The following is a 19,273-nucleotide window of genomic DNA, read 5'->3' as shown; positions in this document are numbered from 1 at the left end:
GGATCGGCGGCAGCTACGGCCTGACGCTGCTCGTCGTCGCCGTGTCCGGCATCGGCGTCGCCGCCTACCACCCGGAGGCCGCCCGCGTGGCACGGCAGGGGAGCCGCGGCCGCCACACCGCCCTGAGCCACGCCTGCGTCGACGTCTACCAAGGGGCCGTCGCCGCGCTCGTACCCTTCTTCGTGGCCGAGCGCGCCTACAGCTACGCCGCCGCGTCCGGCATCGTGCTCGCCGGATCGGCGGCAGCTACGGCCTGACGCTGCTCGTCGTCGCCGTGTCCGGCATCGGCGTCGCCGCCTACCACCCGGAGGCCGCCCGCGTGGCACGGCAGGCGAGCCGCGGCAGCCACACCGCCATGAGCTGGTTCTCCCTCGGCGGCAACCTCGGCTTCGCGACCGCGCCTTTGCTGACCGCCGCCATCGTCGCGACAGGCGGCCTGCGCGCCTCGCCGCTCCTGGTGGTTCCCGCCCTCGCCGGGGCGGCACTCTGCGTGGCCGCGCTGCGGAGCATCAGGGGCCGCGAGGCCGCCGCTCCCGAGAAGACGGTGCCGAGCCCCGTCCTCGCCGAGGACGACTGGCCGTCCTTCCTCAGGTTGTCCGGCGCCGTCGTCTGCCGCTCGGTCGTCTTCACCGGCCTCAGCACCTTCATCGCGCTGTACGTGCGCCAGCGCACCGGTGGTGGGCAAGTCGCGGGCACCGTAGCGCTGTTCGTCCTCTACCTCGGCGGCGCGATCGGCACGGTGGCGGGCGGGAGGCTCGCCGCCCGCCACGGACGCCTCCCGGTGGTGCGATGGTCGTACGCGCTGACGGTCCTCGCGGTGGCGGGCGTCGTACTCGCCCCAGGCCTGGCCTCAGGCCTGGCCTCAGGCCTGGCCCCTGGCCTCGCCCGATGGTCAGGCCTCACCCCGGAGCCGGTGCTGCTCCTCTTCGTGGCCCTCGCCTCGGCGGGTCTGTACGTGCCGTTCTCCCTGCACATCACCCTCGGCCAGGACTATCTGCCCCGCCGCATGGGCACTGCGAGCGGGGTCACCCTGGGCCTGACGGTGAGCATCGGCGGGCTCGTGAGTCCGCTCATCGGCACCCTCGCCGACGCCACCTCCCTGCGGACCGCGCTGGCGCCCCTGATCGCGCTGCCCGCCCTCGGCTGGCTCCTGCTGCGGACCCTGCGCGAGCCGAGCCAGCCGTAATCCAGCTGTTTTTCCTCACGCCTGAGGGGTTGTCAGTGCAATTTCACATTACTACGTTACGCATCACATGGTCCGACGGCGGCCATGTACGGTCCACCCGTGTTTCACCCAATCGCCGTTCTGCACAAGGCAGTTGACCGAGACGCAAGCCCCCACCTCCCCACACAGGAGCCATCGGTGTCCCAGCTACGTCCACGAAGAACCCTGCGCGGATCCGCGCTCGCCGGCGCGATAGCGGCGACCCTCTGCGTCACGGCCGTCCAGTACGGACACGCGGCCGCCCCCGCCCCCGCCCCGACCTCCAAGAGCACGGCCTCCCCGAACAGGGCCGCCGGGCCGAACCCCTTGGACGTGGTCGACCGCAGGGCGAAGGCCCCCGCCCCGGGCGCCTACAAGATCCCGGCGCCCGGCGGACTCGCGGGCGGCGGCGGCACGCCGGGCGCCCGCACTCCCAAGCCCGAGGACAGGGCGGCGACCGGAGCCAAGGGCACCCCCAAGGCCGCCCCCTGCACCCTCGACGGCGTCACCGGCCTCTCGCCCGAGCGGTTCGCCGACTTCCTCGCCGATCCGGCCGTCACCGCGGACGGCTGTCTGCGCACCCTCGTCTGGACCTGGGACCGGCGGCTCGCCCCTGTCATGTCGGACGCGCACGTCCAGGCCGTCTCCGGCCGCGTCACCCGGCTCGCGGCCGCCCACGACGGCAAGAACGGCAGCAACCTCCTGGAGATGCTCACGTATCTCCACGCCGTCGCCTACCAAGACTTCTCGCACGACGAGATCGACGTCACCGACGGCCCGACCGTCGACGCCATGCGCCGTGCCGTCGCCGCCTACGGCACGGCCCCCCGCACCTTCGACGTGACCCGCACCAACGCCGAGTCGCTGCGCGAGGCGCTCTACGCGGCGAGCGCACCCGGCCTGCGCCAGCACCAACTCCCACTGATCAAAAGGGTGCTGACCGTCATGGACGCCGCGCACCCCGAAACGGCGAAGGACGCCTCCTGGGCCGGATCCGCACTCGCCGCGCTCTCCCTGAGCTACCTCGGCGTGTACCCCGGCAACAAGGACACCGCCTTCCACGCCGCCGTCAAGGCCGACCCCTCCTACCGCGCCGCCTTCAAGGCCTTCGCGGGCCACACCCACCTCAAGGGCACCGCCAACGCCTGGGTGGTGCGCGACGCGCTGAGCGAGTACGGCAGGTTCGGCCAGATCGACGGGCTCCGGAGCGAGATCGTCTCCGGTCTCGGCGGCCTCGTCGGCGTCACCATCCGCAACTTCGGCGAGGGCAGCGCCCCTTGGTCCAAGGTCGCCCTCTGGCTCAACGAGTTCGAGGCCTGCGCGCCGTACAAGGTGTGCAAGGCGGACATCGAGCGCCGCCTCTTCCCGAGCACGTTCACCTACGACAAGGGCGGGATGAAGGTCCGCACGGCGCTCGACCGCAAGACCGTCGATCAGCTCTACTACGCGAGCAAGCAGGTCAAGGCGCAGTTCCACCGCGTCCTCGGCACCCAGGAGCCGCTGGCCGGCGACCCCAACACCGGTCTGACGACGGTCCTTTACGCCTCACGGGCCGACTACGAGAACTATCACCCGCTGCTCACCGGGATGGACACGAACAACGGCGGCGTCTACATCGAGCGCGGCGCGACCTTCTACACCTACCAGCGGCGCGTCCCGCAGGACTCGACGCTGACCCTGGAGGAGCTGTTCCGCCACGAGTACACGCACTACCTCAACGGCCGCTGGGCGGTCCCCGGCTTCTTCGGCGAGGGCCCCTGGTACGAGGGCGACCGGACCACCGCGATGGACGAGGGCACCGCGGAGTTCTTCGACGGCGCCACCCGCGACGACGGCATCAAGGTCCGCAAGTCGCTGGTCCAGGGCGTCATCGACGACACGGCGAACGGCGGCCCCCGGATGAGCGTCGACCAGATCCTGCACGCCACGTACGAAGGGGACGGCTTCCGCTTCTACGACTACGCGGGCACGTTCTTCGAGTTCCTGTGGACCGAACGCCCCTCGCTCATCAAGGAGATGTACGGGCATCTGCGCGCCGACGACCCGGCGGCCTTCGACGCCTGGCGCGACCGGCTCGGCAAGGACGGCGGGTTGCAGAGCGCGTACGACTCGTTCCTCGACAAGCAGATCGCGCGGGTCGACGAGCTGTTCGTCCCCGACACGAAGTACGTGCCGGTCAGCCGGCTGCGCGACACCACGGCCGCCCAGGTCCGCGGCTCCTTCAAGGCGACGACGGGCATCGCGCCCGAGTGCCGTTCCAACGGCGCCGCGCCGCGCCCGCGCTACACCTGCACGGGGCGGATCACGGCCCGTCTGAGTGCGGCCGGTGATCCCGACGCCGTCTTCAAGGACATGTCGGAGACGGTGGACTACTACCTGCTCGACCGGTCCCGGGCGGGCCACAACAACCTGGCGGACATGAACTGCTCGTTCGGGAAGGTGGACATCTGGTCCGACGGCCGCGGGGGCAGCGCGGACTTCGACTGCGAGGGCCCGCTGAGGGGCTGAGGCCGTAAGGGGGGGGGCGGCGCCCGGCCCGGGCCACGTGTCAGGCGCCGGCCCCCACCAGCAGCTCCGCCGCCGCGATCCCCGACACGCGGGTCGCGCCGTGCGTGATCAGATGGGCGGCACCGAGCGTGTCGCCCGCGGGCACGCCCATCTCGACGACCAGCGCGTCGGGGCGGCTGCGCAGGAGGCGGTGCAGGGTGTCGGCCATCCAGCGGTGGCGGGCCGCGTCGCGCACCACGACCACCAGGGCGCGCCCCGCCGCCGGGGCCAGCACCTCGCGCTCCAGGAGGTCGCAGGAGTGGGTGAGTTCGGGTTCCGTGAGGCGTACGGACGTCGTGCCCGGGCGCAGGGCGCGCAGGGGTTCGGCGATGCCCCAGGGAGTTCGGCCGTCGATGGCGAGGTTCATCCTCGGGGACAGCTCCACCACGTGGGGCGCCCCGGCCAGCGGCAGCGCCGTCTCGGAGCGGTACCGGACGCGGATCGCGCGGCGCGCCGCGACCAGACCGATGCCGGAGTCCCGCGCGTCGCGCGCCACGGACCGTGACCGCGCACCGGACCAGGCCGCGAAGTCGCGTACGCGGGCGCTCGCCGCGGCCAGCCGCTCCTCGGGGAGCGTGCCGTCGAGCACGGCCTTCACCAGGGCCGTGGCGAGCAGGTCGACCGTGTCCTCCCCGGCGCTCTCGCCCCCCACGCACACCGCGTCCACGCCGCCCGCGACCGCGCGGACCGTGGCGCCGTCGATGCCGTAGCGGTCGGTGACCGCACCCATCTCGATGCCGTCGGTGACCAGCAGCCCGTCGAAGCCCAGCTCCCCGCGCAGCAGGTCCACCAGGATGCGGCGGCTGAGGGTCGCCGGCAGGTCGGCGTCGTACGCGGGAGCCAGCAGATGCGCGGTCATCACCGCCCGGACGCCCGCCTCCATCGCCGCGATGAACGGCGGCAGCGCGGTGCGCGCGATCTCCTCCGCGGAGCCCCGCACCTGCGGAAGGCCGTAGTGCGAGTCGACGACCGTGTCACCGTGCCCGGGGAAGTGCTTGGCGCAGGCGGCGACGCCGGCCCCTTGCAGACCGCGGATCCAGGCGGCCGTGTGCCGGGAGACGAGATCGGTGCGGGAGCCGAACGAGCGTACGCCGATCACCGGGTTGAGGGGGTTGGAGTTCACGTCCGCGCTGGGCGCGAAGTTGAGGGAGACGCCCGCCGCGTGCAGATCGCGGCCGATGTCCTGGGCGACGCGCTCGGTCAGATCGATGTCGTCGACCGCGCCGAGGGCCAGATTGCCGGGACGCGACGAGCCCGTCCACGCCTCCAGCCGGGTCACGTCCCCCGCCTCCTCGTCGATGGCGACGATCAGATCGGGGTTCTCCGCGCGCAGGGCGGCGGTGAGCCGCGCGACCTGCTCGGGGCTCTGGATGTTGCGCGCGAACAATACGACGGAGCGCAGGCCCTCGGAGATCCTGCGGCGCACCCAGTCGGGGGCCGTGGCGCCCTCGAAGCCGGGCTGTAGCACGGAGTTGGCGAGGTGCTCCAGAGTCGGGTCACTGCTCGATGCCATGGCGCGACCTCCGAAGTTGCGGGTACGTGGGACCTGGCTCGCGGGTGCGCGGGCCGGGGCCCGTGGGGCGTGATGGGGTGAGCGGGGCTCCTGCTGATTGGTCCAGGCCAATCGGATAGTGGATATTGGCTCGTATCGATCGGGGCTGTCAAGAAGTGCGAACAGGCCGAGACGGGTGAATCCGACCCTGTGGCCGTCGAGTTGGGGAATGCTGGTGACTTCCGCTGATCGCAACCGGTGAGGGGCGAGGGCCATGCGCAGATACGAACTCGTCGGCAGGCGCGAGATCAGACTGGTCACCGATGTGGCGGTGCCGGACCCGGGGCCGCTGGAAGTGCTCGTCCGCGTCCACGCCTGCACCGTCTGCAACCGCAGCGACCTCGCCTACTTCCACTACCACGGGCTGCGCGAGCACTGCTCCCAGGGCTGCTTCGGTCACGAGATCGCCGGGGTCGTCGAGGCGACCGGCGCGGGCGTGAGCCGGGTCGTGCCCGGCCAGCGGGTCTTCGTACGGACGCCGCTCACCACCGGGTACGCCGATTTCGCGCTGGCCCGCGAGATCGCCGTGGGGGTGCTCCCCGACACCGTCCCCTTCGAGCAGGGCGCGATCCTGCAACTGCTGCCGCTCGCCGTGCACGCCACCCGCGGCATCCGCCTCGGCGACCGCGTCGCGATCGTCGGCCAGGGGCCCGTCGGCCAGCTGGCCCTGCGCGTGGCGCTGGCCCGCGGCGCCGCCGAGACCGTCGCCGTCGACCTCGACGACTGGCGCCTTGAGCGGTCGTCCGCCGCGGGCGCCGACGCGGTGCGCCGGGTGGACGGCAGCCGCGAGCAACTGGCCTCCGTCGGCGCAGACTTCGACGTCGCGATCGACGCGGTCGGCACCCCGACCACCCTCAACGCCTGCGTGGAACTCGTACGCCAGAACGGCCTCGTCGTCCTCCTCGGCACCCACCACATCGACACCCACGTCAGCGTCGACCTGGTCACCTGGGAGCGCAAGGGACTTCGGGTGCACAGCTCCGCCGAACCCGTCGACACCGCGCGAGCGGACGCGCTCGCCGTCGCCGAACGCCTCGCCCACCGCCGCGGCGCCGCCCTGCGTCTGGCCGACCTCCACACCCACACCTACCCCCTCGACGAACTCCCGAAGGCCCTGGAGCAGCTCTCCGCCAGCCGCGCCCTGTACCCCGACGGCGAGCGCGCCCCCTACGACGGGCCGCCCCGCGAGACGCTGAAGGTGGCGATCGTCCCGTGAACCCGCGTGATCGTCCCGTGCGCCCGGGCGGGCGTGGCCCCGGGTGAGGTGGGGCATCGCCGGTTACGGAGACGTCGTCACGCGCCGCGCGCTGCCCGCCCTGCGCGCGCTCGGCGAGGAGCCCGTGGCCCTGTGGGGCCGCGACCCGCAGCGCGCGGCGCGCGTCGCCGGGCGGTACGGCGTCGCCCGCTCGGGCACCGACCCGGACCTGCTGCTGACGGGCGTCGACGCCGTGTACGTCGCCACGCCCGTCGCGGGCCATGTGCCGCTCGCCCGAGCCGTCCTGGACGCCGGGCTCCCGGTCCTCGTCGAGAAGCCCCTCGCCGGGGGCCTCGGCACGGGCGGCACGCTCGACACGGGCGGACGGTGCGCGGGCGTGGCGTACTACCGCAGGCTCGCGCCCGCCGTACGGCGGCTGCGCGCGGAACTCACCGGCTGGACGCCCGAGCGGGCCCGGGTGCGGTTCCGGTGCGCCTTCGCGCCGGGCCCCCGCGATCCGATGCGGTGGCGCACCGACCCGGCCGTCTCGGGCGGCGGAGTACTCGCCGACGCGGGCAGCCACCGAATCGACCTGCTCCTCCACCTCTTCGGACGCCCGTACGAGGTGAGGGCGCGGCTCGGGGACCGCTTCCCCGCGGGCGCGGAGCGGCGGGCTGAACTCACCCTGCGCTGGCGGTCCGGGCTCCGGGCCCAGTGCCTCCTGGAGTGGGGCGGGGGCTCGCCGGTGGACCGCGTCGAGCTGACCGGAGGGGGCCGCGCCGTACTGCTGGACCCGCTCGACGAGGGGCGGCTCACGCGGTCGACCGGGCGCCAGCTCCTGCTGCCCCCGGCCCTCAATCCGCACCAGCCGCTGCTCGCCGACTTCGCGACGGCCGTCGAGGCCGGCGGGACACCGGTGTGCCCGGTGGCCGAGGCTCGCCTCGTCGACGACGTGATCGTGGCCGCGGAACGCTCGGACGCGGCGGGCGCCGAGCCGGTTCTGCTCTGCGGCTGAACGTCTCGCTTGTCGGGGTTCACGCTCCGTCGTCCGCCGACCAGGGCCGCAGCCAGCGCGGATCGGGAGTGTCGCCGCGGCGCACGAAACGCGCGTCTATCGAGAGCCGCATCGCGTCCGTCATGGTGTCCAGGGACGCGTGGATGATGTGCGGCACGTGCACCATCACGTCGCCCGCCGCGAAGTCCGCCCACAGCCAGCGGCGGCCCAGCGTGCGGGCGGTGAGTTCCAGGTCGTGGCAGATCTGGCGGCGGTCGCCCGGCCGGTCGGTGACCTCGCGCAGTGGGGCGTACTCCTCGCGCGGCAGCCGGTGGGAGCCCTCCAAATACACGAGCGCGCCCGTCCGCGGCGGGCAGTCGCCCACGGGGATCCACAGGGTGACGACGCCCGGCGAGCCCCGGTCCATGTAGTCGAAGTCGACATGGGCACGGGAGGCCCGGCGGGTGCCCCGGTGGAAGTGGCGCAGTATGCGGCGCGGAAGCATCCGCGCCTCGCCGCCGAGGAGTTGGGAGGCGAGCGCGGCGAGGGCCGGGTCGCCGACGAACCGGTCGAAGGCCGCGGAGCGCACGAACGCGTACGCCGGATGCCCCGCGACCCCGTACTCCGGAACGTGCGCGGGCACCTCACCGGAGAACACCCCGTCCTCGGGGGCGCTGCCCGCCGCGAGCAGGCCCGGCGGGAACAGTGCGAAGTACCGCCCGCGCAGCCGCAGGACCTCCGCCCGGTCGAGGAGCCCCGGCAGATACAGATAGCCGTCGGCGCGCAGCCGCGCGCGGAGCGCTGCCGGATCCCTCGGTGCCAGCAGGTCGGAGCTGGGGCGCAGCGGGCCGAAGAGGTCCGGTGTGAAGGGGACGGGTACGCCGTTCGACGACAGGTTCACGGGGGGTGTCCTTCGGTCAGTAGACGCCTTCCACCGCGTCGGCGGGCCCCTCGCCGCCCTCGGGGAACGGCCGCACGGCGGCCACCCCGTCCCAGGGGAACCACGGGTGCGGGCCGGTCCTGACCGCGCTGTCCCGCTCCAGGAGGTTCGGCAGGAAGAGGTCTTCGAGGAGGGTGGTGGCCCGGACGCGCCCGCGCTCACCGACGGCGACCTCGCGCCACGGGTCGGCCGGGTCGACGACCCGCAACACGGCGAAGGGCGGCGGCAGGTGGTAGGAGTGCCCGGCCCCGTCCGGCACACCGGGCGCCGCCCCCGCCGCCGCGTCGGCCTGGAGGGCGTGCCCGACCAGCGTGTTGCCGTAGGTGTCGATCCACCGCACACCCGCCAGGTGCTCCGCGCGCAGGAACTGCGCCTCGGCGGCGGTGCAGGAGGTCCCGCCCGTGCACACCGCCCGGACGCCGTAGGTGCGCAGGGGGCGCGGCAGCCGCATCGCCAGCTCCAGGAGCAGCCGCGAGGTGGTGAAGAGCAGCGAAGGACGCTCGGCGGCCAGCAGCACCAAGGTCTGGTCGATCAGGTGCGTGGTGTACGCGTCCGCCTCGCCGCCCGAGCGCAGCGCGGCCTTCACCCAGCGCGGATCGAAGTCGATGGCGTGCACGGCGCCCCGCCAGCTGTCCGCGAGCCCCGCCACGAAGTGCCCGTACGCGTGCGGGCCGCTCGGCGTCATGGCGAGCACGTCACCGCCCGCCACGCCGCGCGCCTCCAGCACGGTGCGGTAGATCTCCACGTCGTACGCGAGACGCGTGACGTTGACGATCCGGCAGGGCGTGCCGGTGGTGCCGCCGGTCTCGAAGACACGGAAGGGCCGGTCGCGGTAGCCGCGCGGGAGCAGGTCACGGGCGCGGGCGGTACGGAGTTCCGCCTTGTCGAAGAGGCCGAACAGTTCCAGCGCGGCGAAGCCGTCCACGTCCTTGACGGGGTCGAAGCCGAGCTTCTCGCGCCGGGCGGCCCAGAAGGGGCTCGCCGTCTCCGGTTCGAAGTGCCAGCGCATCATGCGGCGCGTCCAGGTGTCGAGGTCGGTCCCCAGCTCCGGGACGCGTCGGCGCAGCATGTCGGTCAGCGGGCCGAGGACAGTCGTCATGCGGGGGGCCTCACTTCGCTGGGCGGTGCACGAAAAGGGACTCGGCGGTGATGGTCCGCACCGCGTCGGGGGCCGCGTGGAGGACGGCGGCGCAGGGGAATAGAACCTCGTGACCGACCAGGGGATGACACGCGTACTCCTGAACGCACCCCCGGACGTGTTCGCGGACGCACTCCCGGACAGGTTCCTGGAGCAGGACGAGTCGGGGCAGCACGCAGGGAGACCCGTCCACCAGGGCGATCGGATCCCGGCGGGTGAGCATGCGGTCGCCGGGGCGCATACGGTCGTGGACCGAGCGCAGCGCGCGATGTGCCGCTTGCGGCTCGCGGAAGACGGTGAGCGGCCAGTCGGGGCCGCCGGGCGCCGGGGGGAGGGCATCGAGCGCGGCGGCGAGCGGGACCGCGAGGGCCGAACTCTGCTCGCGGTCCGCGCAGATGACGGTGCGTACGTTGGTGCAGAAGCGCCCGGAGTCGCCCGCGACCAGGGGCAGCAGCCAGGCCACGGCCTGCTCGACCGGCATGTCCGCGGGCACCAGGGCGCAGCCGCGGCCCGGGCCGTGCAGGGTGAGTGCCGGGGAGTCGCGGACCGACGCGGCGAGGTCGGCGCCGCCGTAGACGGTCTGCCGCTCGGTGCGCTTCAGCAGGCCGTGCAGCCCGCGCCGGTCGGTGGGGTAGAGGCCGATGCGGGCGGCGGGCCAGCCGACGGCGAGCAGGGCGGCGACGAGCCGGGCGGCGGAGTACGGCTCGCGTCGGCTCGGGCGCACCCAGACGGCTGCCGAGCGTTCGGCCTGGTCGAGTACGGAGTTCAGGCAGGTGAACGTGTTGCCGGGCAGCGATACGAGGGATAGCCGGCCGTCGGGGACCGGCGCCTCGCCCCGCTTCAGCAGGCCGTCGCGGAGCAGCCCGCACCACCGGTCCACCAGCGGGCCGGGCAGCCCCGCGGTCTCCCATACGAGCGCGCGGAAGTCGTCGGCGTCCTGCTCGCCGAGGCCGCCCACGAAGACACGGCCGCGGGCAAACAACTCCACCGCTGCCAGCAGCAGGTCGCGGCGGCCGACGAACGGGGGCAGCTCGGTGCGCGTGCCGTCCCACCAGTCGCGGTCGGCGTGGGAGACGATCTCCGGTACCAGCGCGAGGCCGTACGCGGAGCCTGCCGCGCCGGGCAGGGCGGCGGTGTCCAGCGATGTGCGCCACTCGCCCCTGCGAAACGCGGAGAGCACCGCCCTCACGACAGCTCGCTGCGGAGGGCGGCGACCACCCGGATCTGCTCGGCTTCCGTGAGGGACGGATACAGCGGCAGGGCGATGTGGTGACGGGCGAACCAGCGGGCCCGCTCGAACGGCCCGTCGGGGATGGCAGGTTGAACGTCCGCGCCGGTGAAGTACGCGTGGTCGCACAGCAGATGGTCGTAGACCTCACCGGCGAGGGACACCCCGTGCCGCTCCCGCAGGCGCTTCTTCAGGAGGGCGCGGTCGAACGGGCTGTCGGGGTCCAGATAGGCGAGGTACTTGTAGAAGTTGCCGCCCACCCCGGCGGGCACGGTGTGCGGCCGCATTCCCGGGATGTCGGCGAGCAGGGTGTCGTAGCGGGCGGCGAGTTCCCGGCGGGCCGCGAGGGTGTGGGCGAAGCGCTCCAGGTCCACCGTGCCGACGGCGGCGTGGAGTTCGCTCAGCCGCCAGTTGCCGCCGGGACGGTCGTGCAGCGTGGAGCCCGGGGCGCTCTTGCCGTGGTCGCGCCAGCGCCGCACCTGTTCCAGGTCGTCCGGCCGGGCGGACACCAGCCCGCCCTCGCCGCTGACCGCCACCTTGGTGGGGAAGAACGAGAAGGCGCCGAACCGTCCGAAGCTGCCTGCCGCACGTCCGTTCAGGGTGGCGCCGAAGGCGTGCGCGGCGTCCTCCACCACGGGTACGCCGCGCTCCCGGCAGTGTGCGAGGACCCCGTCGAGCGCCGGTGACACGATGCCGCCGATGTGCACCGGCAGCACGGCGGCCGTGTCGGGATAGCGGTCGAGGGCCGCGCGCAGGGCGTCCGGGTCCATGCCGAGCCCGTCCAGCTCGATCTCGACGAAGCGCACGGTGGCGCGGGCGCGCACCGTCGCCGCGGCCGTGGCGAAGAACGTGTTGACGGGCGTGAGCACGGTCCTGCCCGCCACCCCGATGATCCGCAGCGCGATCTCCAGGGCCGCCGAACCGGACGCCACGGCGGCCGTCCCCGTGCCGGTCCAGGCGCGGGACAGCTCCTCGAAGCGGGCGACCTGCGGGCCTTGGGTGAGGACGCCCGAGGCGAGGGCGGTGTCGACGCGGTCGAGTACGGCACGCCGCTCGGACACCTCGAAGTGGACGCGCTGGGCCGGGACGTCGGCGCGGGGCGGGCGGGGGGCCGACAGAGTGCGGGTGAAGAAGTCCGCCGTGTGGCCCACATGCGTGCCGTGCCCCATGGGGAGTTCATGGATCTCGACGGCAGCGGAGGCCTCGCCCGTCCCGTACGCCGATCGAACTCGGTCCGCCGCGGCGCGCGCGTCGGCCGGTTCGAGGGAGGGGTCGGCGGTGCCGTACTGGAGTTGGAGGGGCGCCGGGGCGTGTGCCGCGTAGAGGTCGGGCAGGTCGGCGTATTCGAGGATGCCGGGGAGTGCCGCTCCCTCGTGGCCGGTCAGCAGCCGCCCGTACAGGGCCGGGTAGCTGCCGAAGTGGCTCGCCGCGCAGAGCGGGAGGCCTTGGCGGGGAGTGAGGAGAGCGGTGTGCAGGGCGACGGCCGCGCCGAGGCTGTGGCCGAAGAGGCCGACGCGGCCGGGGTCGACGAGCGGATGTGCCGTGAGCGCGTCGAGCGCGCCCAGGGCGTCCCCGACGAGCGCGCCGAGCAGGGAGCGGCCGGTCAGCGCGAACGCGTGGGCGAGCAGGGTCCCTTCGTCCCGCCCGGCCCTGCGGTCGTCGTCGAGGCCGCCGCCGATGCCGTGGTCGAAGGAGAGCGTCACGAAGCCCGCGTGCGCCAGTTGCTCGGCGACATTGCGGTCCGGGTGGTCGGGCGGCACATCGCCGGTGAGCTGGTCCAGGCGGGCGTTCCTCCCGCCGATGACGAGGACGGCCGGGCCGGGGGAGCCGTCGGTGCGGGTATCGGCGGGGGCGAGGAGGGTGGCGTGGAAGGAGCCGCGTACGGGCGAGTCGAACGTCAGGTGTTCGCGGTGCAGTCCGTCGCGGACCGATGTGCCGGTGTCGGTGACGGTGAGGGGCGCTCGCTCGACGCGGGCCAACCGCTCGACGACGCGGCGGAGTTGACGGGTGCGCGAAGCGCGGTCCTCGAAGGTGTCGGCGTCGGTGGTGCGGCGCAGGGCGGGTTCGGCGGCGAGGAGCCGGCGGAGGTGACGTACTTGCATGGCGCGGTCCCGTCCCGGTCAGACGAAATCGCCGTGCAGGGTTGTGGGCACTTCCAGCGCGTACGCGTCGAGCGCCTCGTCCAGTGTGATCCGGCCGCGCTGGAGGAGTTCCAGGAGTTCGTTCTGCGGGCGGTAGAAACACGATTTGCACAGGTCGGTCCTGCGCGGGTTGGAGGCTTCCCAGGCGGCGCGCGGGCCGCCTTCGAGTACTTCGGCATATCCCTGTTCTACGACATTGCCGATGAGATAGCGGCTGTTGAGGTGCACCTGGGGGCACGGGTAGAGATTTCCGTCGGCGCCGACCGCTGTGACGAAACGGCTGTAGTGGCAGCGCTCGAATTCGCCCTCGACCTCGTCGATCTGGTCCATCGGGCCGCGGTCCAGCTTGGGCACCGAGACCTCGAAGGTGTCGGTGGAAAGAGCAGCGGCCCTGGTGAGCGACTCGGAGATCTCCGGCATCACCGATTCGATGGTGTCGTGGCCGAGCGCGCTGTAGAACTCCGGCTCGAAGCGCACGTAATGCGCTCCGGATTCCAGGGCGATATGGGCCGCCTGGAGAATCTCCCGGTAATTGCGGCGGGTGATCACGTAGTTGAAGCCGATGCGGAAGTCGGGGTCGGCCGCGCTCTCCCTGAGCCTGCCGACCGAGCCGACGAACCGCGAGAACGTCTGCTCCCGGTCCCGGGTGATGTCGTCGAAGGTCGCTTCCGTGCCCGCGTTCAGGCCGATGCGGACCCAGGTGTGGGTCTCGGCGACGCAGGAGGCGACGTCGGGGCGGCCGAGCCGCGAGCCGTTGGTGATCAGGCCGATCCGCAGCCCCGCGGCGTGCCCGGCCCGGCAGATGTCGGTATACCCCGGGTGGATGGTGCACTCGCCGCTGCCGCAGAAGGTCACGGCCCGGCCGTCGTTCGCGGCGAATGCGCGCAGCAGGGTGACCGCCTTGTCGGTGGCGATCGAGTCCTTGAACGAGAACAGGTCGTAGAACTGCTCTTCGTTGGGGGAGTGGAAGTTGCAGAAATGGCATCGCATATTGCAGGCGCCCATGATGCCGATCCGCATATGGACCGGCTTGATGTCCTGGCCCGCGACGAACCGGCGCAGTAACTCGCCGTGGGCCAGGACCTTCTGTGGTGAGTGCGCCTGATCAAGACTGACGATCGGCAGGCCTTCACGATTGTGGGGGGCCGCGCTCTTGAGGGCGCCATTGATGTCGCTGAGGTCACCGGCACCGAATGTGCTGTTCACGAACCCCCCACGCAAGGTCACTGTGCGCTTTCGCTGTTCGAGACGGTCCTTGCGACGTTAGGGAGCGCCGAGGTGACTGTCAACGGCACTGGACAACACCGGAGTCGGGGGTGTATTCGCCGCCGGCAGGCCGGGGCCGGACCGGGGTCGAGCAGCGGTCACGCCGGGGTCGCGTCCGCCAGGAACTCGGCGATCGAGGCCGAAAGGCCCTCCCTGCCCAGGCCGAGACCCGTGAGCGGACCCCTGCCGTGCTCGGTCTCGACCAGGGCCAGCAGGATGTGCTCGGTCCCGACGTGGTGGTGGCCGAGGCGCAGCGCTTCGCGGAAGGTCAGTTCGAGCACCTTGCGGGCCCCCGCGTCGTACGGTACAAGCTCGGGCACCTCGTCGGCCGTCGCGGGCAGCGCGTCCAGGGCCGCCCGGCGTACGTCTTCCAGGGCGACGCCCTGTGCCGTGATCGCCTTGGCGGCGAGGCCGTCCGGCTCGCTCAGCAGGCCCAGGACCAGGTGCTCGGTGCGGATCTCGTCGTGGTGGGCCGCCTTGGCTTCGTTGTGCGCGGCCATCACGACGTTCCTGGCCCGGGGGGTGAAGCGGCTGAAGCCCTGGTTCGGGTCGAGGTCGTTGGGCTCGTCCGGCTTCTTGGGCACGAACCGCTTCTGGGCGGCCTGGCGGGTGACGCCCATGCTCTTGCCGATGTCGGTCCAGGAGGCGCCCGAGCGGCGGGCCTGGTCCACGAAGTGGCCGATGAGGTGGTCGGCGACGTCACCCAGGTGATCGGCGGCGATGACCGCGTCGGAGAGCTGGTCGAGGGCGTCGGTGTGGACCTTCTTGATGGCGTCGATGAGGTCGTCGAGGCGGACCGTGGGCGAGGGTGTGGTGCGGTCTGCATGCGTCATGTGACAACCGTAGGTTGACAGTTGAGGGGACGTCAACCCTTGGTTGACACCGATGTGCAGGCTGAGGCTTCCCGCGACCCTGACGGCCCGAAAGGACCCGTAAGGAGCCCGTACGGAGTCCCTACGGAGGCCGTACGGAGCCCATACGGAGCCCATACGGAGGCCGCCCACACCCGAACACCCCCCCACTGTGGTGACCGCGACCATGGGGGGACCCGCCCCCTCCTCTCTAGCGTTCCGGGCATGACGAGCGAACACCCCGGCCCCGACAGCCCTTTGGTCCCGCGCGCCGCGCCCCCGCGTACCGACCGCGTGGACCTCACCGGGCGAACCGCCCTGGTGACCGGGGGCGGCAGCGGGATCGGCAGAGCGTGCGCCGAGGCGTTCGCCGCCGCGGGCGGCGTCGGCGGAGTGCCGCACGCCGTCGACCTCACCGCTGCCGACACCGTGCCCGCCCTGCCGTCCGCCGTCGACATCCTGGTCAACAGTGCGGGCACCCAGCACATCGCGCCCCTGGAGGACTTCCCGCCCGCCCGCTTCGAGCTGATCCAGCGGCTGATGGTCACCGCGCCCTTCCTGCTGCTCAGACACTGTCTGCCGCACATGTACCGGCACGGCTGGGGCCGCGTGGTGAACATCTCCAGCGTGCACGGCCTGCGGGCCAGCCCCTTCAAGTCCGCGTACGTCGCCGCCAAGCACGGCCTGGAGGGGCTGGGCAAGGTCGCCGCCCTGGAGGGCGCCGCGCACGGCATCCCGCCCGAGGACGTCGTCACGGACGTCCTGCTCGGCCGCTCCGCGATCAAGAGGCTCATCGAACCCGCCGAGGTCGCCGCCGTCGCCGTCTGGCTCTGCGGACCGCACACCGGCTACCTCACCGGCGCCTCCCTGCCCCTCGACGGCGGCTGGGGAGCGAGCTGAGCCCGCCGCGCCCCCGAGGAAAACCCTGGGACGCGCCCCCGCCCACGGTGGTTGAACGGCGGAACCACCGGCTCACCGCACCCCTGTCCGGCGAGCCGGGCCCCCATCGTCACATCCGGCCCGCGAGCCCCCGGCGCCCACCCCGGATCCCGACCCCGGACTCCAGGGTTTTCACGGTCGCCCCCGGGCCCGTACGGGTCCATGGTGGAGCCACGGTCGCGAAGCCGCGGCGGGCCCGGAACACCGGTACGGGGAGACACGGGGGAAAGGTACCGGTGGCCGGACGTACTACGGGGGTGTACGTCCGGACGGGCCGTCGGCGGACGGGGGGCGACCGTCGCGAGGGCGAGGGCGGGGGAGGGGGTGCCGGTGCGAGGCACCCCCGCTCGGGGCGCGGTGACATCCCGGACCCCACGGGTTCAGACCGCCGAGGCCTCCGTCGCCTCCGTCGCCCGCGCCAGCAACCGCACGAGCTGCGCCCTGCGATGCACACCGTCGAGCTTGCGGTAGATGTTGCTCAGGTGGAACTCCACCGTCTTGACGCTGAGGAAGAGCCGCTCCGCCACCTCGTGGTTGGTCAGGCCCCGCCCGACCACCAGCGCGACCTGCATCTCCTGCGGCGTCAGCCGCTCCAACGGGGCCCGCTCCGGGCGCACTTCGGTGCCGCCCGCCGCGTGCAGCTCGGCGGCCACGCGCGCCGCCCACCCCGTCGCCCCGAGCCGCTCGAACGTGGCGAGGGCCCGCTCCAGCAGGCGACGGGCCTCGCTGCGCCTGCCCTGCCTGCGCAGCTGCTCACCCCACGCGAACTCGGTGCGCCCCCGCTCGAAGGGCACGGGGCGCTCGGCGAGCAGCGCGAGGGAGCGCCGCATGTGGTGCTCGGCGGTGTCCGGTTCGAGCAGACCGCGGCAGCGCGCCGCGGCCCCCGCGGTGACCGGACGGTGCCCGCGCCCCGCCTCGTACTCCAGGACGTCGAGCACCTCGCGGGCCTCGGCGGTCATGTGCAGATGGACGTACGCGTCCGCGAGGTCCGCCGCCCACGTCAGATACAGGCCATCGCCCCGGCCGTGCGTGTGGGAGAACGCCCGCACCTCCTCCAGGCGGTGCACCGCCTCCTCGAAGCGGCCGAGGCCCAGCTCCAGGAGACCGAGCGCGCCGCGCGCCCGCGCCGCGTCCATCGGCAGCTCGGTGGCGGCCGCCCACTCCATGGCCTGCGCCGCGTGCCCCCGGCAGTCCGCCTCGCGGTGGAGCGCGGCCTCGGTCCTGGCGAGGGCGGCGAGCCCGCGCGGCACCTCGATGAGCCGCCCGGTGGCCTCCGCGAGCCGCACCGCCTCGTCGGCCTGCGCGAGCGAGGCGCTCCAGCGGCCCCGCCAGAACTCCACCACGGACAGCGTGCACAGCAGATGCGAGAGGAGACCCACCGCGCTGGAGGCGCGCGCGGTGTACGCGGCGCGGTCGAGCAGCCCGTGCGCCTCGTCGAGTTCCTCCGCCGCGAGGTGGCAGAGGCCGCCCACACCGGAGAGCGGATAGGGGAACGCCGGGTCGGGGGAGGCGAGGGGGCCCGCCAGCTCGCGCAGGAGCGAGCGGCCCGCGTCCGCGTCACCGCCGAGCAGCAGCACCAAGGTGCGCAGGAGCCGCACCGGCAGCAGCGTCTGGTGGGCGGAGTCGGCCAGTTCCATGGCCGCCGCGGAGCTGCCGCGGGCCGCGGTGAGGTCCCCGACCGCGAGTTCGGTGAGCGCGATGCCGCCGAGCATGACCGCGGCGAGCGCAGGGTCGACCTTCTCCGCCTCGTCGACCGCGGCCCGCAGCAGCTCGCGCGAGCGGGTCGGCTGCCCGCGCTGCACGTCGAGGTAGCAGCGCAGCTGGCGGATGTCGAGCCGAGTCCCGAGCTGTTCGGCGTGCTCCAGGGCGCGGTCCAGGATCGCGGCGGCCTCGTCGAGCGACCCGGCGGCCTGCGAGGCGCGGGCGGCGCACAGCAGCCGCTCCGCCTTGCGCTGTCCGGCGGGCGTGAACCGCGCGGCCCGCTCGTACAACCGGGAGGCCAGGGGATACGCCAGGGTGTCGGGCGCCCCGGCCGCCGCGTTCTCCAGGAGTGACGCCACATGTTCGTCCGGCTCCGCGCCCGAGGCGGCCAGATGCCACGCGTACTGCTCAAGGGCGGGTGCGGTGGCGCCTTGCAGGGAGCGGGCGATGGCGTGGTGGGCGCGGCGTCTGCGCACGGGGGTCGCGCCGTGGTAGACCGCCGAGCGGACCAGGGGGTGCCTAAAGGCGTATCCGTCCTGCTCCTCGACGACCAGGCCCGCCGCCTCGGCCGCCTCCAGCGACTCGTAGCTGAGGCCGTGCGCCCGCAGCGCCGCCTCGGTGCCGGCCAGCGGCCGCGTCCCGAGGACGGCGAGGAGCAGCATCGCGTCCTGTGCCTCCTGGGGCAGCCGGGCCACCGCGCTGCCGAACGTGTGGGCGAGGAGTGCACCGATCGGCAGGGGCGCCTGGGAGTCGCCGTCGTCGCCCGCGCCGCTCCCGGCGAGCAGGGCGGGCAACTCGATCAGGGCCAGGGGGTTGCCGCGCGCCTCCGCGAGGAGCCGGGTCGCCTCCCGTTCGGTCAGTTCGGCGGTGCCCTCCTCGGCGATCAGGCGGTGCGCGGACTCGGCGTCGAGGCCGCCGAGGGTCATGGTCTCCACGGAGGCGAGCCGGGACGCCGGCCCCGCCAGTTCGTCGCGCGAGGTGAAGAGGACGACGACGCCCTCGCGGCCGAGCCTGCGGGTGGCGAAGGCGAGGGCGTCCAGGGAGTACGGGTCGAGCCACTGCGCGTCGTCGACGGTGACGAGGACCGGGCCGTCCTCGGCGAGCGCGCCGAGCAGACTGAGCGTCCCCGCGGCCACCGCGAAACGGTCGTGAGCGCCGGCGGGGCCGAGCGCCAGCGCGCCGGTGAGCGCGGCGGCCTGGCGCTCCGGGATGCGGTCGAGGAAGTGCAGCACGGGCCGCAGCAGATCGGCGAGGCCCACATAGGGCAGGTCCGACTCGACCTCGACGCCCCGGGTGCCGAGCCGCAGCAGGTCGTGGGCCTGCCCGGCCACGTAGGTGACGAGGCTCGTCTTGCCGATCCCGGCCTCCCCGCGGATGAGCAGGGCGCCGCTCTCGCCCCCGCGTGCCTTGTCGATGAGGGCGAGAAGACGTGCGCATTCCAAGGAACGCCCCAGGAGCATGCGTTCAGCGTACCTGTGGCACCTGGCTTCGCGGAGGCGTGGAACGGGACGTATCTCGACCAGGAGCCGCGCCCAACACGTGGGAATACGCCCGTACTTGGCCCTGTCATCCGTCAG

The 19,273-nt window shown here is 73.2% G+C and carries 12 protein-coding genes and 1 pseudogene; 5 read left to right on the top strand and 8 right to left on the bottom strand.

Going from position 1 to position 19,273, the window contains the following annotated elements; all coding sequences use genetic code 11:
* Positions 1–86: 86 nt before the first annotated feature.
* Positions 87–1,186: pseudogene (locus IG54_RS38080) on the top strand (MFS transporter).
* A 177-nt stretch (positions 1,187–1,363) separates the two neighbouring features.
* Complete coding sequence (locus IG54_RS0120340) at positions 1,364–3,712, top strand: collagenase (RefSeq protein ID WP_030786100.1); 2,349 nt, start codon at positions 1,364–1,366, stop codon at positions 3,710–3,712.
* Positions 3,713–3,752: 40 nt separating this feature from the next.
* Here IG54_RS0120340 and IG54_RS0120335 read toward each other — a convergent pair whose 3' ends face one another.
* On the bottom strand, positions 3,753–5,264 hold the full coding sequence (locus IG54_RS0120335) for a glycoside hydrolase family 3 protein (RefSeq protein ID WP_030786097.1): 1,512 nt from the start codon (positions 5,262–5,264) through the stop codon (positions 3,753–3,755).
* 253 nt (positions 5,265–5,517) lie between these two features.
* Between IG54_RS0120335 and IG54_RS0120330 the strand changes: the two genes are divergently transcribed.
* Both IG54_RS0120330 and IG54_RS0120325 read left to right on the top strand, forming a co-directional pair.
* Positions 5,518–6,519 (top strand): zinc-dependent alcohol dehydrogenase, encoded by a 1,002-nt coding sequence (locus IG54_RS0120330; protein ID WP_030786092.1) that lies wholly within the window; start codon positions 5,518–5,520, stop codon positions 6,517–6,519.
* 43 nt (positions 6,520–6,562) lie between these two features.
* A complete protein-coding gene (locus IG54_RS0120325) occupies positions 6,563–7,513 on the top strand; it encodes a Gfo/Idh/MocA family protein (protein WP_030786089.1) in 951 nt (316 codons plus the stop codon).
* 19 nt (positions 7,514–7,532) lie between these two features.
* On the opposite strand, the gene IG54_RS0120320 is transcribed toward IG54_RS0120325, so the two are convergent.
* The 6 genes from IG54_RS0120320 to IG54_RS0120295 form a co-directional block, all read right to left on the bottom strand.
* Entirely contained in the window at positions 7,533–8,393 is an 861-nt protein-coding gene (locus IG54_RS0120320; protein ID WP_030786086.1) for a phytanoyl-CoA dioxygenase family protein, read from the bottom strand.
* A gap of 16 nt (positions 8,394–8,409) precedes the next feature.
* Positions 8,410–9,531: a hypothetical protein gene (locus IG54_RS0120315; protein ID WP_030786083.1), complete on the bottom strand. Its 1,122-nt coding sequence runs from the start codon at positions 9,529–9,531 to the stop codon at positions 8,410–8,412.
* A gap of 10 nt (positions 9,532–9,541) precedes the next feature.
* The gene (locus IG54_RS0120310; RefSeq protein WP_030786076.1) at positions 9,542–10,750 is read right to left on the bottom strand and encodes a hypothetical protein; all 1,209 of its coding nucleotides are present in this window, start codon (positions 10,748–10,750) and stop codon (positions 9,542–9,544) included.
* 5 nt (positions 10,751–10,755) lie between these two features.
* Complete coding sequence (locus IG54_RS0120305; RefSeq protein WP_030786073.1) at positions 10,756–12,900, bottom strand: DegT/DnrJ/EryC1/StrS family aminotransferase; 2,145 nt, start codon at positions 12,898–12,900, stop codon at positions 10,756–10,758.
* Between the two features lie 18 nt (positions 12,901–12,918).
* Positions 12,919–14,145, bottom strand: coding sequence for a radical SAM protein (locus IG54_RS0120300; protein WP_234336267.1), 1,227 nt, complete (start codon positions 14,143–14,145; stop codon positions 12,919–12,921).
* A gap of 158 nt (positions 14,146–14,303) precedes the next feature.
* A complete protein-coding gene (locus tag IG54_RS0120295; RefSeq protein WP_030786067.1) occupies positions 14,304–15,038 on the bottom strand; it encodes a Clp protease N-terminal domain-containing protein in 735 nt (244 codons plus the stop codon).
* A gap of 243 nt (positions 15,039–15,281) precedes the next feature.
* Here IG54_RS0120295 and IG54_RS0120290 point away from each other — a divergent pair, with 243 nt between their 5' ends.
* Positions 15,282–15,956 carry an SDR family NAD(P)-dependent oxidoreductase gene (locus IG54_RS0120290; protein ID WP_078594299.1) on the top strand — a complete coding sequence of 225 codons (675 nt, stop codon included), beginning with the start codon at positions 15,282–15,284 and terminating at the stop codon, positions 15,954–15,956.
* Positions 15,957–16,375: 419 nt separating this feature from the next.
* Here the strand turns inward: IG54_RS0120290 and IG54_RS0120285 are convergent, their stop codons facing one another.
* Positions 16,376–19,156 (bottom strand): helix-turn-helix transcriptional regulator, encoded by a 2,781-nt coding sequence (locus IG54_RS0120285; RefSeq protein WP_030786060.1) that lies wholly within the window; start codon positions 19,154–19,156, stop codon positions 16,376–16,378.
* Between the last annotated feature and the right edge of the window lie 117 nt (positions 19,157–19,273).

Origin of the sequence: Streptomyces sp. NRRL S-920 (assembly GCF_000717945.1) — a bacterium.
GTDB classification, from domain to species: domain Bacteria; phylum Actinomycetota; class Actinomycetes; order Streptomycetales; family Streptomycetaceae; genus Streptomyces; species Streptomyces alboniger.
Note: the sequence above shows the minus strand (reverse complement) of the source record. Positions and strands in the feature narration are given on the sequence as shown.

What these genes read in the sequence shown, in the direction of transcription:
- IG54_RS0120335 (WP_030786097.1), bottom strand. Translation starts at nt 5,264, where the DNA reads ATGGCATCGAGCAGTGACCCGACTCTGGAGCACCTCGCCAACTCCGTG.
- IG54_RS0120330 (WP_030786092.1), top strand. Translation starts at nt 5,518, where the DNA reads ATGCGCAGATACGAACTCGTCGGCAGGCGCGAGATCAGACTGGTCACC.
- IG54_RS0120315 (WP_030786083.1), bottom strand. Translation starts at nt 9,531, where the DNA reads ATGACGACTGTCCTCGGCCCGCTGACCGACATGCTGCGCCGACGCGTC.
- IG54_RS0120305 (WP_030786073.1), bottom strand. Translation starts at nt 12,900, where the DNA reads ATGCAAGTACGTCACCTCCGCCGGCTCCTCGCCGCCGAACCCGCCCTG.
- IG54_RS0120295 (WP_030786067.1), bottom strand. Translation starts at nt 15,038, where the DNA reads ATGACGCATGCAGACCGCACCACACCCTCGCCCACGGTCCGCCTCGAC.
- IG54_RS0120290 (WP_078594299.1), top strand. Translation starts at nt 15,282, where the DNA reads ATGACGAGCGAACACCCCGGCCCCGACAGCCCTTTGGTCCCGCGCGCC.
- IG54_RS0120285 (WP_030786060.1), bottom strand. Translation starts at nt 19,156, where the DNA reads ATGCTCCTGGGGCGTTCCTTGGAATGCGCACGTCTTCTCGCCCTCATC.